Source organism: Marinoscillum pacificum, from assembly GCF_024714495.1.
GTDB lineage: Bacteria > Bacteroidota > Bacteroidia > Cytophagales > Cyclobacteriaceae > Marinoscillum > Marinoscillum pacificum.
The window spans coordinates 557,907-572,743 of the sequence record NZ_JAMZMJ010000002.1 but is presented as its reverse complement, the minus strand read 5'-3'; the positions used below and the strand labels follow the sequence as shown (position 1 = coordinate 572,743).

At 39.5% G+C, this 14,837-nt stretch carries 10 protein-coding genes; 4 read left to right on the top strand and 6 right to left on the bottom strand.

Going from position 1 to position 14,837, the window contains the following annotated elements:
* The first annotated feature begins 141 nt into the window (after positions 1–141).
* Entirely contained in the window at positions 142–681 is a 540-nt protein-coding gene (locus NXS00_RS09275; protein WP_258098891.1) for a putative outer membrane beta-barrel protein, read from the top strand.
* Positions 682–764: 83 nt separating this feature from the next.
* A complete protein-coding gene (locus NXS00_RS09270) occupies positions 765–1,307 on the top strand; it encodes a putative outer membrane beta-barrel protein (RefSeq protein WP_258098890.1) in 543 nt (180 codons plus the stop codon).
* 304 nt (positions 1,308–1,611) lie between these two features.
* Here NXS00_RS09270 and NXS00_RS09265 read toward each other — a convergent pair whose 3' ends face one another.
* From NXS00_RS09265 to NXS00_RS09240, 6 genes are all read right to left on the bottom strand, one after another.
* Entirely contained in the window at positions 1,612–4,197 is a 2,586-nt protein-coding gene (locus NXS00_RS09265) for an FtsX-like permease family protein (RefSeq protein WP_258098889.1), read from the bottom strand.
* The gene (locus tag NXS00_RS09260; RefSeq protein WP_258098888.1) at positions 4,197–4,529 is read right to left on the bottom strand and encodes a PadR family transcriptional regulator; all 333 of its coding nucleotides are present in this window, start codon (positions 4,527–4,529) and stop codon (positions 4,197–4,199) included. Before NXS00_RS09260 ends, NXS00_RS09265 begins: the two co-directional genes overlap by 1 nt.
* Positions 4,530–4,643: 114 nt before the next feature.
* Complete coding sequence (locus NXS00_RS09255) at positions 4,644–7,130, bottom strand: serine/threonine-protein kinase (protein ID WP_258098887.1); 2,487 nt, start codon at positions 7,128–7,130, stop codon at positions 4,644–4,646.
* A 14-nt stretch (positions 7,131–7,144) separates the two neighbouring features.
* Positions 7,145–7,717: an ECF-type sigma factor gene (locus NXS00_RS09250; protein WP_258098886.1), complete on the bottom strand. Its 573-nt coding sequence runs from the start codon at positions 7,715–7,717 to the stop codon at positions 7,145–7,147.
* A 138-nt stretch (positions 7,718–7,855) separates the two neighbouring features.
* Complete coding sequence (locus tag NXS00_RS09245; RefSeq protein ID WP_258098885.1) at positions 7,856–10,504, bottom strand: right-handed parallel beta-helix repeat-containing protein; 2,649 nt, start codon at positions 10,502–10,504, stop codon at positions 7,856–7,858.
* 244 nt (positions 10,505–10,748) lie between these two features.
* Positions 10,749–11,138: a tellurite resistance TerB family protein gene (locus NXS00_RS09240; RefSeq protein WP_258098884.1), complete on the bottom strand. Its 390-nt coding sequence runs from the start codon at positions 11,136–11,138 to the stop codon at positions 10,749–10,751.
* Positions 11,139–11,228: 90 nt separating this feature from the next.
* Between NXS00_RS09240 and NXS00_RS09235 the strand changes: the two genes are divergently transcribed.
* Positions 11,229–11,732, top strand: coding sequence for a D-glycero-alpha-D-manno-heptose-1,7-bisphosphate 7-phosphatase (locus NXS00_RS09235; RefSeq protein ID WP_258098883.1), 504 nt, complete (start codon positions 11,229–11,231; stop codon positions 11,730–11,732).
* Positions 11,733–11,877: 145 nt separating this feature from the next.
* On the top strand, positions 11,878–14,832 hold the full coding sequence (locus NXS00_RS09230; protein ID WP_258098882.1) for a SusC/RagA family TonB-linked outer membrane protein: 2,955 nt from the start codon (positions 11,878–11,880) through the stop codon (positions 14,830–14,832).
* The last annotated feature ends 5 nt before the right edge of the window (positions 14,833–14,837 follow it).

Here is a 14,837-nt window from a genome sequence, read left to right as displayed (position 1 = left end):
TAATTACAAAAAATTGTGAAAATCTTTATAAGAACAGTTAACTGGTGTTAAAGTGCTAGTTAACGATTGTTAAAATCATTCTGCTGTTTTTAGATCTGTGATATGTTTGATTCATAGCTATTTAATCAAACTCACTTATTTATGAAAAACACAGCTTTAATGATCCTAATGCTATTGGCTAGCATGGCCTATGGTCAATCGAATAGGGTGAACCTAAAAGGAACCAACGAGATTGGTCTAAACTATAATCGGTGGAATGAGATCTACAATAGTAAGATCAATTCTCCAGCGTCTAATGATTACTTTACCATCGGGTACGGAAGATGGATTACCAATCACAGTGTGGTTGGTTCTAATATTGGTTATTCATACCAGGGTGTTCATCAACATCAGTGGAGTGCTAGTTTATTCTTAAAAGAATATGTTGTTTCAAGCCACCGATTTGGAGTTTATGGTAAAGCGGAAATTGGGATGCAGCAGCGAATAGTATCTACGGGTACGAGCAGAGATAGGGATCATATCACAACCACTTTATTAATCGGTCAAATAGGTGCCGGTGCCGAATATCGAATCACTCCCAAGTTTTCTGTCTTTGGAGAGGGAAATTACCTCCGAGCAAAACACAAACAAGAATCCAGGGGGTATTTCTCCTGGACTACTGGTCTTAGATTTCGATTTTAGAAGACATTGATGTTTTTACAAAACAGTTAATTGAAATATTACGTGTCAATTAACGTTATCTGCTAAATCAAACTCTCAATGTAATGAAAAACACAACTTTAATGATACTAATGCTATTGACTAGTTTTGCCTATGGTCAATCGGAACGAATTGAAATGAAAGGAACCAATGAGATTGGACTTAATTACAACAGTTGGCATAGAATATATGAAGATGGCATCGATGCCGCCGCAGGATATACTGAACTGGCGGTAGGTTATGGTCGTTGGGTTTCTGATTATATGGTGGTAGGTGGTAATCTAAGTTATACCAGAAATGGGGCTATCGCCGAGACATGGAATTTTTCAACTTCGAGTAAGTATTATTTCATTTCTAACAAAAGACTAGGTCTATATGCTAAGGCAGATGGAGGAGTTCTTTATCAGGAAAGAACACGAGATCGTGCTGGAGAGGAATCAACCTACGTCACTCCATACTTGTCTGCAGGAGGTGGAGCCGAATATAGAATAACTCCTAAATGGGTGGTGTTTAGTGAAGTGAGTTATCTACGAATGTTTAGTGATAATGTAATTTCACCAAAACGGAATTTTATGACCTGGACTCTCGGCTCAAAATTGAGGTTTTGATTAATCTCTTAAAATCCATTGATACAGTTGTGGTGAAGAATAAGCTTCCCTCTTGGAATTGTGGTCTTGTTTTGGAAGTTGGCTGAATAGTTATTCTCCACTTCAGAATATGATTCGGACAGTATTTGGGATTATTTTATTGAACCAGCTGGGATGTTACATAAACATCCCAGCTCCCATTCTTAATTCAGTCACTAGGCATCTGATTCATTGACGAGCCTTTCATCTACCTAGACTTACGCTTCAGATCCAGGAGAAGTGCAGCTTATAAGTAGAGTTGTGGCTTTGATGTTAATAGGTTCTTTTATTCATTTCTGAGGATTTGAGCTGGATTTACTCGTACCACTTTGTAGGATCTCAATGCTGCAGTGAGTAAAATAAGCATCATCAAAAGAAGTACTGGTAGTGTCAATAATATAGGCTGTAAGTTGATCGCATAGGCGAAGTTTTCCAGCCAGGCATTGAAGACATAGTATGCTGTAGGGATAGCAATAAATGCCGCTAGCAAAGACAGTACGCCAAATTCTTTGGTCATCAAACTAAGAATCTCAATAGTGGAGGCTCCGTGTACTTTGCGAATGCTCATTTCTTTCAGTCTTCGTTGTACGGTATAAGTAGTTAAGCCAAATAATCCTGCCAGGGAGATGAAAATGATTAGGAAAGAGAATCCTGCGAAAAGCTCCGCTCGCTTTTGATCTTTTTCGTATTGCTTCTGAAAGTGCTTGTCGAGGAAAGTGAATTCGGCTTGTTCGGTTCCTGCCGTTTCTTGCCAAATCTGATCAATTTCAGACATGAGCTTTTGATAGTCAGTGCTGGCACTTTTGATTAATAAGTCTCGCCCACCAACAATGTGTCGGATCACCATTGGTTCGATAGCGTGATGAAGAGAAACAAAGTGGAAGTCTTGCACCACACCAATGATTTTGTCTTCCCAACTTGTTCCAGATTTAAGTGTCTGTCCTACGGCTTCTTCTGGTGTCCAACCGCTTTCTTCTGCGAAAGCCTCATTGATCAATACTCCAATTCGTTTGCCGTCGTTGCCTCTGTAATCTTCAAAATCTTCACCAGCAATGATGTTCAGCTGAAGTGCTTCCACATAATGTTGGTCTGCCCAGATATGAGGGCAAACGACCTTTTTTACGCCATCTTTTGTGTTGTATTCGAAGTTATTAATCGGTGCCGTCTCACCTGGAGAATGTTCTGCTGAAGCTACAGTCTTCACTTCAGGCAACTGCATCAATTTATTATGGATCACCCAATAGTTCTTAATGGCTACATCATCCATTTTGGTGGTGATGATTTGATTCTGATTGAAGCCGAGTTGTTGGGAGGTCATGAATTGGTATTGCTGATAAACTACAGTAGTTCCAATCAGAACCAGGCAGCTAAGTGATAGCTGAAATAGGATCAATATGCTTCTAAATCTATTGGTTTTCGTCTTTAGTTCTTTTTGAAATGCTTTGATGCTGGAGAGTTTCAATGATGGGTAAATGCCACTGAAAAGTAAAATGAATAGGAGTACAGCAACGACCATTAAAATTGCTTTCCAGTTGAGCATCTCGAAGATGCTTAATTCAATTCCTGCGTAGCTCTGGAATAAGGATTGACCGCCAAGGATTATTAATAGGGAGAAAACCACTGATAAACTGATCATTAAGCCAGATTCGAAAAAGAACTGGCTAATGATTTGCATCTTTTGTGCACCAAACGTTTTTCTTACACCTACTTCTTTTAAGCGTTGGTGTGTTTGAGCGGTGGTTAGGTTGACATAATTTATAATGCTCATGGTCAAGATCAGAATCATTAATATCGAGAATCCTTGAATGTAGATTCTGTTGCCATCATTCGTCTCCATTTCAAATTTTCGATCTGAAATGAAATGAATGTCCGTAAGTTTTTCTGGCTGAATTATGATTTTGCCTCGTCCGCTTCCTCCTTTCTCTCCAAAGATTTCTGTACTTATATCTGCAAGGGATTGAGCAAACTTATTTGCATTAAATGATTCGGTCACTTTGACGTAGGTCACCCACCTCCAGGCATCCATTTGATTTACTACGTTAGGGTCTGATAGCGAGATGAATGCTTCCGGTTGAATATGAGAGTTGATCGGAGGATCAGCAATTATTCCAGTTATTGTGTACTTGTCTTCATTGTCTCTGGTAATGATCTGACCGACTGGATTGGAGTTATCGATTAATAGTTTGTCTGCTAGAGATTGGGTTAACACGATCGAATAAGGTTCTGACAGTGCTTTTTGAGAGTCTCCTGAGAGCCATTGATAATCTAGTATGTTTTGAAGTCCTGCTTCTGTTTGATAGACATGGCTGGTTTTTACCAATTCAGTTCCTTTCTTGAATTGAAAATTGCTGAATTTACGTAGCATGCCAAATGCTTCTACTTGTGGAGCTTTTTCACTTACCGCTTTCCCAAAACCAGACGGGGATATAGCTAGTTTGGTCATCTCGTCACCAAACTCCATGTCTAGCGTTAGGCGATAGATCCTATCATAATTCGCAAAATGGCGATCATAACTCCACTCTTGATAGATGTATTGGGCCAAAAAACCGCATGCAGTTAATCCCAATGTTAGACCAAGAAGATTGACCAGGGAGGAGGTTTTGTTTTTTAAAGCAGTTCTGATGCTGATTTTGAAGTAATTGCCAAGCATTGTGGTGAGTTGATAAGTGATTGATTTTCTTTTGTTAATAAAGGATGCTCTGAAGAAGCCAAGTGCTCTCCAGGTGTAGCGTCTTCTTGCTTTGGATGTGGAATACTCTTTGGATTCTAATTCGAATAATTCGAACAGGTCGCCTTCTATTCCTTCGATAAGATCCTGATCACAGAACCTTCGGAGCCACTTGACGATCCATTTGGGTTCTTGTCGGTCCATTACTTTTTGTTAAAAGCCATGTCTGGGATTGCATTCCAAAGTCCATTTCTGATTTCTCGAGAAGTATGAAGGACATTTTCTCCAGCTGTTGTGACACGAAACAGATGCTTGCGTCTTCCACCACGTTCATTGGTAGCTCCATCGTATCGAGATTCGCAATAGCCCTTCTCTTCGAGACGTTTCAGTACAGAGTGGACTGTGCTAATGGTGATCTTACGACCTGTTCGTTTCTCCACATCCTGCATCACTGCCACACCATAGGCGTCATCATACAGTGCTCCTACAGTCAATAAGATGATTTCTTCTAATTCTCCGAGCTGAGATCCTTTCATAATGTGTTACTATTAGCCTAAATGATTTACGCTAATGTAAATGATTAGTTTCGGTTTTGTCGAATTTGATGAAAATATTTGTTTCGTTTTTGTCGAAAAACTAATTTTTGAGCCTTATTGGTTGATTTTAGAAAATAATGAGTCGTACTCAGCGAGGTAGTTTTTGTGAAGTATGTGGTCTTCACCGAGTACTTTTTTACTGATTTCGATTGCTTGTTGATAGTGAAGTTCGGATTTCTGTAGCTGGTTCATTTCCCAGTAAAGTCTTCCAAGCAACCAATTCGAGTAGCTAATTTTTTGATGTTCCTCACCAAAATTCTTAGAGTAAATGGCATAAGCATTTTGGTAATATTCTTCAGCTTCTTTCCAGTTCTGAAGGTAGAACTGAACATTGCCTAAACTAACATAATCACCTGCTACGTAGGGGTGGTTATTACCCAATGTTTCCATGTCTGCATCCAGCACCTTTTCGAAATAACTATTTGCTTCCTTGTATTTGTCTTGACTAAGTTTAGAGTTACCTAGATTGTACAAAGTAGAAACTGTGTACTGGTTGGTGGGGCCATATTTTTCCAAATAGGTCTGGTAGGCTATTTCGGATAAAGAATCTGACATTTTATAATTCTCAATTTTATAATAGGCAGATCCTAAATTGGTCATAGTGACCATTAAACTGGGGTTGTGAACTTCATAGACTTCTAATTTCCTCGTGAGTTGTTGTGATAAAATTTCAATTTGTTTTTGATAAAGTCCAAGGCGCTCATATGCCAGGGCGATATTGTTTTGAGCTATAAAAAGAATATCGATGTTGGAGTTTTGATATTCCAACCCTATTTCGAGGGCTTTTTTGGCGTACTCTAAAGCTTCATTGTACTCTGATAATTCTCGTAGGTTGCTACTGTGGTAATTGTAAGCCATAGCTAATACCGCTTCAGGAGCTTCAGTATAATTTTGATTGGCAGCTATACCTTTTGAGATGGTTTCTTCAAGGAGGTTAATGGATTTTTTCGTAATGTCTTTTCCTTCTTCATATTGACCTAGAGAGTATTTGATATTCCCTTTGGTATGATATGCGAATGCCAAAGCCACGGGATAATCATTGCTTTGTTTCAATAGTTCAATACATAAGTCTATAGCAGAGTCGGCTTGTTCATATTGAGATACGTTTCGATAGTAACCGGCCATATTGCTGTACCCATTAGCTATGTCTATATCCTTACTTTCCGAACTATTCAAATAAATAAAGAGAGCCTTTTCATAAATTGGTTTAGTTTCTTTCCAGAGACCTATTTCTGAATAAATTTCTCCTAGTTGTGTCAGTGCATATGCTTTCACTTCTGTGTCCTCAAGCTTGTCAATTTCCAGCTTTGAGTTATTAAGCAGATCCCTTGCGGTCAAATCTGCCAGTTGAGTTTGGTTGGGATTATTAGCTAAAAATATGCTTTTGAGAAACTTATTAGCTTCTTCAACTTTGGCTTTCTCTTTTTGAGTTCTTTGAATTTGAAGTTGATTGGTTATGGCAGAGCTCAACGAAACGGCCAAAATTATGACGGTTAAACTCGCAGCGACCTTATTTCTACGGACGTAAAGGATCGTTTGCTCCAAAAAATCCGCTTCACTTGCCTGGGTAGGATGGAGAGTTTGATAATTGACTAAATCCTGTGCAAACTCAGAAGCAGATAGGTAGCGTTTTTCAACTTGAATTTCTAGTGATTTCTGGAGGATATCATTTAGTCTTCTTGAGATTATTGCACTAGGCTTGTTGTATTGCCAGTTTACTTTTTCCTTTTGAAGATCATCTTTGTTAGTGCTTATAAATGGGGAAGTCCCATTCAGTAATTCAAAGAGAATTAACCCTACTTGATAAAGATCTGATTGAGTGGTTGCTCGTTTTTGGTTTATAACTTCGGGAGGCATGTATCGAAGAGTGCCCGATTCACTGGCGCTATACTCAGTCTCAATATTCTGTCCAATTCCAAAGTCCACTATTTTTGGATCTCCTTCGGAAGTTATAAGAATATTGGCAGGTTTTAAATCACGGTGTAAAATGAATCTGTTGTGTACATGCTGTAATGCTCCCAGAATCTTAATGATTAAGGCGATTTTTTGGTCGATAGACAAATGTTTGGAAGAGCAATATTGATCAATAGGAGTTCCTTCGATGTACTCCATTACGATGTAGGGGATACCATCTGGAGTGATTCCTCCATCGAATATTTTGCCTATGTTGGGATGATTAAGGTTAGCTAAAAGCTCTCTCTCTTTATTGAAATGTACAATATGGCTTTCCGTCAGGTTATGCGGAGGGAGTAGTTTAATGGCTACTTGCTGTTCGAACAAGTTGTCGGCTCTTTTGGCTAAGTAGACATAAGCCATTCCCCCTTTACCTATCTGTTCTATCAGGGCATACTTGCCTATTCGATAACCTGGCTCCAGGTTAATCTCCAGACTGTCGGCAATCTCTTTTTCCAGGTTTTTGCTGAAATTATCAAAGAAATCATCTGCCTTTTCCTGATGAGTCAATAGATCATCTAGATCGGTATTTGCATCGATGGATGTGATGAATGCTATCCATTCATCACGAGAAATGTGATCTGACATGACGGTGATTTTGCTTATACTGGAACTGCAGTGATTTGCTGATGAAGCCATGTTTTGGCCATGGACCATTGTCTTTTTACGGTACTAGGGCTTGAGCCAACCACAGAGGCTGTTTCTTCAATGCTGAGTCCAGCAAAAAAACGACATTCCACAATTTTGGTATAATTGGGCTGCTTTTGTTCCAAGATATTTAGTGCATCCTGTATTTGTAATATGATGGATTTGCTTTCTTCTGATAAGCGAAGCTGCTCTTCCAAATCATCTATTTGCACTTTTTCTCCTGAACGTTTTTGTGTGCCCTTGCTTTGGCATGCATTCACCAGTATTTGACGGATGGCCTTGGATGCTAGGTTGAGAAAGTGAGCCTTGTTTTCAAGTTTTGATAAATCCGCTTTGGATAATTTCAAATAAGCTTCATGCACGAGGGCGGTCGTATTAAGTGTATCCTGGTTTCTAAAGCGAATTCGAATAATGTGGGCACTTTGTCTTAACTCTTGATAGACAAGTGGAAATAAGTGATCCAATGCTTGTTGATCACCAGCGTTAATTCGCTCAATGATTTTATTGAGTTCAGTTTCACTGATCATATGGACTAGGGCGTTTAGGCGAATTGGAAAGTTACTAATTATTATTTGAATAGTCCTGCTTAACTAATGCTATTAAATACAAAATCCCAGCCGAAAAGGCTGGGATTAGGAAACATATGAAGATGGGTTGGTGACCGCCTAGTTGCTACTACCATCTACATTGTCAGTGAATGTGTTATTAGCACTGGCATCTAGAATATTATTCAAATTGCCTATGGAGTATACTCCATAGGAGCTACTGTTAGAAATGACTGAATTGGTCATGGTTAGTTGAGCGTCTAATTCTACCCCAACATTGGCCGAGAAGTTGGCGCCGGTAAAATCGTGTGGAGAATTACCTCCATAGCTTACTTCTACAAAGTCTAGCTTGTTCAAGCTATTGCTAGATGTGAAAAATAACCCTTGCCAGTGTATTCCGCCGGACAGGTTTGCCGTAGTAAATGTGATCATCTCGCTGGCTGTTCCTTCTGCAATCAGCGCACCTGATCCACCAATGACCAATTGCACATCTTCGTTCATTTCGAATAATGCTCCTGCAGCTATATTAACCGTTCCTGTGAGATATAGATCTCCGGTTACGCGGTAGGCTGCATCTGATGAGAGTTTATTCCATGTCACATCTTTTGTTTCTGAAAGCGTAGTAGCAAAAACTTCCACTTCTGCATATGAATTTTGACTAAACGTGGTAGCACCATCTATAGCATCTACTTCGTCCACAGGAAGACCAACGGCTCTAACGTTATTGCTAAACGTATTGGTAGAGAAATCACCCAGCTGACCGCCATCATTGTCAATATACAGACCATAGTAGGCATTGTTAGAAATGGAGGAGTTAGTAACTGAAACTCGTGCATCATCTTCTACGCCAAGTGCTGCGGCATAATTTGCACCGGTAAAGTCCATTTCGCTATTTCCAGCATAGGAGATATCCGCAAAATCAAACTTGTTAAGGTTACTTGATGACTGAATGTAAATACCTTTCCAAAGAAGTCCTCCTGAGATATTGGAAGAAGTAAAGGTGATGTGGTCAGAAGCAGAACCTACTGCACTTATGGACCCTGTTACATGAACTAACACGTTTTCATCCAATTCAAAATTTGCTCCTGGATTGATTGTTAGTTCACCAACAATGTAAATAATACCTGAGATTCTGTAGGTGGCTGATCCAGTCAGTTTAACCCAGCTACTGCTTTTAGTGTCGGAGTAAGTAGAGCTAAATATTTCCACTTCAGCGGATGTGTTGTTCGTGAAGGTAGTTGCTTCATCAATGGCATCTACTTCATCTGCTGGTAAACCAACGGCTCTCGGGTTATTCTCGAAGTGATTAGCGGTGAATGTTTCCAGCTGACCTCCATCGTCATCAATGTATAAGGCATAACCATCATTATTGGTAAACACACTGTTGGTTACTGAAACTTTTCCACTTGCATCTACTCCGATTCCTGCTTTTACATTCGGGCCTGTGAAGTCCATTTCGGAATTTCCAGCATAAGAAATCGTGGTGTAATTAAATAGGTTTCTACTATCCCCAGAGTCTATATAGATTCCTTTCCAGTATAGATCCTGAGCTTCATTTGCAGAAGTGAAGCTAATCATGTTGGTTTCTGAACCATTTGCAATGATTGCTCCATACACACGAAGTATCACATCTTCTTCTACTTTGATCGAGGTTCCAGGCTCAATGTTCAGAGTTCCGTTAACATTTAAATTACCAGAGATAGTGTAAGAAGCATCTTCACTAAGCGCATGCCAGGTTATTTCTTCTCCTTCTGCTAAGTTGGAGCTGAATATTTCTACTTCTGCTCCGGTATTGTTGAGAAAAGTCGTTGTGTTGTCAATGTCTGCAGCCTCATTCATCCATACGGCTACTCCATTCACATTTGCTTCGAAATGGTTGTTGGCGAATGTGTTGAGTTGTCCACCATCATCGTCTGCATAAACTGCGTAGCCTTTGTTGTTGGTGAAAGTCGAATTGTTGATTTTAATGTTACCTGTAGATTCAATGGCGATTGCTGCTGGATAGTTTGATCCCGTTACGTCAAAATCAGAATTCCCTGCATAACTAACCTGTGCATATTGAATGCTGTTGACATTACTTCCTGAAGCTACATAGATTCCTTTCCAGTAAAGTTCACCGGCATCATTTGCTGAGGTAAAGATGATAGAGTCTGATGCGGTGCCTTCTGCTGTGATTGTTCCGGTAGAGGTGATGCTTAGAGAGGTGTTTTCCTGAAAAGCAATTTTTACACCTGGCTGAATGGTGAGGCCAGCCAAAACTTGTACATTGCCATCTACTAAGTAATCAATAAGAGAAGGATCCTCTTCATTAATGTTTTCTAGAATTCTGTCTGCTTCAATTGTTCCATTTAGTCTGATGAATCCTCCTGGAATCACCGTGATGGTGGATGATTTGGTGTCGGTTACTTCCCCGTCAAAACTTGTGATAGTCAGCTCAATAACGTAATCACCGATTTTATCTGGGGTAAAAGTGGCTTGAATGCCTGTGGAATTTGATAATTCTACATCACTTTCTTCTGGCATGGCGGTAAATGCCCAATTAATATCAAAACCGGTGGTTGATTCATCAAAAGACGTGGTTGCGTCTAGAGTTACTTCCTCTCCGATGGTAGGCGACTCTGGTGTGAAAGAGAAGGCTGCTACCAGTTTAACTTCATCAGTTGGATCTTCTGGCTCTGGATCTTCTTCAGTACAACTCGTCCAAATAATCATGCTAAGCATTGATAAAATCAATGCGAACATCTTGATAAGTTCTTTTTTTGATTTCATAGTTTCATTGTTTTTATGTTCCCTTTACAGGCCATTACAAGAAACTATGTGACATTGGGTCAACTGATCGAAAAAAAATCAAAAATTCTTTCCAAGAAATAAAATTGGGAAGGAGTTGTTGAGATGATTAGGAAAAACTCACACGAATTATTTCTAATTAAATAAGGGTAATGTGAAGGTCTGAGTTTGGTTAATGTTGAAGCTTCGTTATAAAATGCAGAGGTTAAAGCGTAATTGCCAGTAGCTAGTGAAGTAAATAGGGTAGGAGTAGCTCCTTCATTTCTTCTCTGGATGTATTCTTGTTCTCAATTAAAAAGCCAACAACATCAGGTGAAAAGCCTAATTTTTTAGCCATTTGCAGCACAAAATACTCTTCAGAGTTGGCAATGGTTTCGTCAGCAAGAACAACTAGCATACAGTCCATCATGAAGTCCATTTTGTCAATAACAGACATTGGTGCGAGACTTTCAGTATAACTTGGAGCATCGATGATTTCCTGAAGTTCGGCTTCTGTGGCGCCGTACTTATTGCTGATTTTTTGGATAACTGCTTTTTCCGCGTCAGCAAAGTCTTCATCAACCATGGCTATCTTTACCAGAATGCTTAGTTGCTTTTTTTGTTGGAAGTCTAACATATGTCTATTTTAAGCAATTTTCTTGATTTCTGTATGATGAACTTTTTGAATTTTTATAATTGGCACCTGGCAATGTCTTTTCTTTGAACTATGAATAAATGTGTTTTTCTGGATCGAGATGGAGTCATTAATAAAGACCATTCCAATTATACCTATTCACTAGATCGCTTTATCATTTTGCCAGGCGTACCTGAAGCAATAACTAAAATAAGGGCTGCTGGTTTTAAAATTGTTGTAATCACAAATCAATCTGGAATCTCGCAGAGCATTTACACTAGGTTTCAAATGCAGGAGTGTCATGATTTCATGCAAGAAAAGCTTAATTGCGAAATTGATAAAATTTATTATGCTCCCTGGCATCCTTCGGTATCTGATTCGTTAAGTCGAAAGCCGGGTACGCTCATGTTTGAGCGAGCCATTTCCAGGTTTGATATAGATGTTTCACAGTCCTGGATGATAGGAGATAAAGCTCGTGATATCACTCCTGCAAAGAAAATGGGCTTGCAGACCATCCAGGTTGGAGGTGATAATGATGGGCTGGCGGACTTTGTTTCGGAAGATTTATTATCTGCGGTTGAAATTATTATTTCATGAAACTGATTGCTAAAATTTCATAGAATATAATTCTATGAATAATTCATTATAAAGAATAATATTACATATTTAGGTCATTGAGTTAGGGAAAGTGTTTCATTTAGTTGTTATTGACTATAATTAATATCAACTAAACATAAAACTTATGAAAAAACATTACTCAATGATGTGGCTGATGGCCATATTACTGACTTTTGCTGTGCTTTCGGTGCATGCACAAGGGGTAGAAATTCAGGGGACGGTGACCTCTGGTGCCGATGGCGAAGGATTGCCTGGTACTACTGTTCTTGAAAAAGGTACAACCAATGGTACCATCACTGATCTGGATGGCAAGTTTCGATTAAACGTAGCACAAGGAGCCATAATTGTGGTCACTTCTGTCGGTTACAAAACGGTTGAAGTTAGTGCAAGTGCCAATATGACTGTATCTCTGGAAGAGGATGTGACCAAGCTAAGTGAAGTTGTTGTTTCTGGTTTGGCGTCAAGTGTTAAAAGAAGTAATCTAGCCAACTCCGTTGCTTCTATATCTTCCAAAGAGTTAACTTCCATGAGTAACCAAAGTACCATGGATGGAGCACTCTATGGTAAATTCAAAGGAGCCAACATCGTATCCAACTCTGGTGCTCCTGGTGGAGGTATTTCCATGAAACTCCGTGGTTTAACTTCTATCAATGGATCCAATGAACCTCTTTACATTATAGATGGTATTTATTTGGATAATTCATCGATTTCTGCAGGTTTGAATGTTGTTTCAGCTGCTGCAGGCGGTGGAAGCCAATCCAATCAGGATAACCCATCCAACAGAATTGCGGACATTGATCCAGAAGATATTGAGTCTATAGAGATATTGAAAGGTGCCAGTGCGGCTGCTATTTACGGTTCTCGTGCATCTGGTGGTGTGGTCATTATCACTACCAAAAGAGGATCTGAAGGGAAAACATCTGTTACTTTCTCTCAGGCATTAGGTGTTACTCAAATGCTGAATCCATTAGGAACCAGACAATGGGACGCTGCAAAAGTGGAAGCTGCCTTCGGTGCTGGTGAGGTGGCTAACTTCCAGGCTGCTCAGGCTGCCGGAACACTTCGAGACTATGAGAATGAACTGTACGGAAACAAAGGGCTTCTCTCTACTTCTAGAATAACTGCAACAGGAGGAACTGAAAGAACAAGTTATTTCCTCGGCGTGACTAGAAAGGATGATGAAGGGATCGTAAAAAATACAGGATATGAAAAAACTTCCATCCGTTTAAATCTAGATCAAAAAGTAGCTGATTGGTTGACTTTAAATGCGTCAACGAATTACATCAACTCATCTGCAGATCGTGGATTTTTTAATAATGACAACTCCGGTACTACAATGGGAGTTGCATTTGTAGCAACTCCATCATGGGCTCAATTGCTACCAGATGCTAATGGTAATTATCCTAACAACCCGTATGCGGCATCCAACTTCTTGCAAACAAGAGATCTGATCACTAACAATGAGACAGTGAACAGATTCCTGGTAGGAGGTAAGTTGACTGCTCGTTTGCTACAAAGAAATAATCAGTCGTTAAGATTGACTGCCAATGGAGGAATCGATCAATATACACTTTCAACTACTGCACTTTTCCCGAATTCATTACAGTTTCAGAAAAATGGTAATGGCTTGAATGGTGTAAGTGTGCAAGGGACAACAGTAACACAAAACAGTAACTACTCTTTCTTCCTGGTTCATGATTATTTCTTGTCATCAGGTTTGTCGTTTACCACTCAAGCAGGTTTGACATTCATTGATTTTGATCAAAACAATATCATTGCTACAGCAACCAATATGAATGGTTCTCAAACCAATTTAGATCAGTCAGGATCTGTAAGTGTTGCTCAAAATAGAATCATACAAAAAGATAGAGGGTTCTTTATACAGGAAGAAATCAATTTTAATGACATGATCATTGGTACTCTTGGTGTACGTGGGGATAAATCGACCAACAATGGAGATGTCAACGAACTGTATTACTATCCAAAGGGAGCATTAGCTGTAAATATTCACAAATTTGGGTTCTGGAATACAGGCTTCCTTGAAACCACCAAGGTAAGAGCTGCATACGGTGAAGCTGGTAATTTTGCGGTTTTTGGAGATAAATTCTCCGCATTAAACTCTATTAATATTGATGGATCAGGAGGATTGGTAATTGCCAACCTAAGAGGTAATGATGCGATTGGCCCAGAAAGACAGTCTGAGTTTGAGACAGGGATTGATTTCTCATTCCTTGGAGGAAAAATCGCCATCGACGCGACCTATTACATCAAAAAAGTGGATGATCTTTTGTTAAGATCACAAGTGCCGAGTTCAACAGGTCAGACCACAGCCGTGGTAAATGCAGCAACTATGGAGAATAAGGGTCTTGAAATTGGATTAACAATGAACCTTGTTAATAAAGAGGATTTGAAATGGTCCAGTACTACACAATTCTGGAATAACAGATCTAAAGTGACGAGATTAGATATTCCATCATACACGACTGGAGGTTTTGCAGATTTCTTAGGGCAGTTTAGAATCAAAGAAGGACATAGTCCAACAGAGATCATCGGTGTGGGTGATAACCCTGATGAAGATGGTTTGGTCGTTTTCGGTGATGCACAGCCAGATTTCCAAATGTCATTCCTGAACTCTGTGACTTATAAAAAATTGGAGTTTATGATGTTGTGGCACTGGAAGCAAGGTGGTGAAAACATCAACTTATCCGCACTGCTTTCTGACTTGAGTGGTACCAGTCCAGATTTTGATAAGATTGATCTGGATCCTGAGAGTAATTTAGGAAACGGTGATTATAGATTGTCTCAGTTGGGAGCCAATACAGGTCCTTATATTGAAAACGCAGGTTATATGAGAATGCGTGAAGTTGCATTGTACTACACGCTACCAAATTTCTTTGGAGATGCAGTTAAGTCAATTAAGATAGGAGCGTCAGGTAATAACCTGATTAACTTTTTTGAATATAGAAGTTATGACCCAGAGGTGTCCAACTTCGGAGGACAAGGCTTATCTACCGGTGTAGAAGTAACTCCGTTCCCATCATCTAAGAGATACAATTTCCACATCATCGCTAAATTCTAAGAACT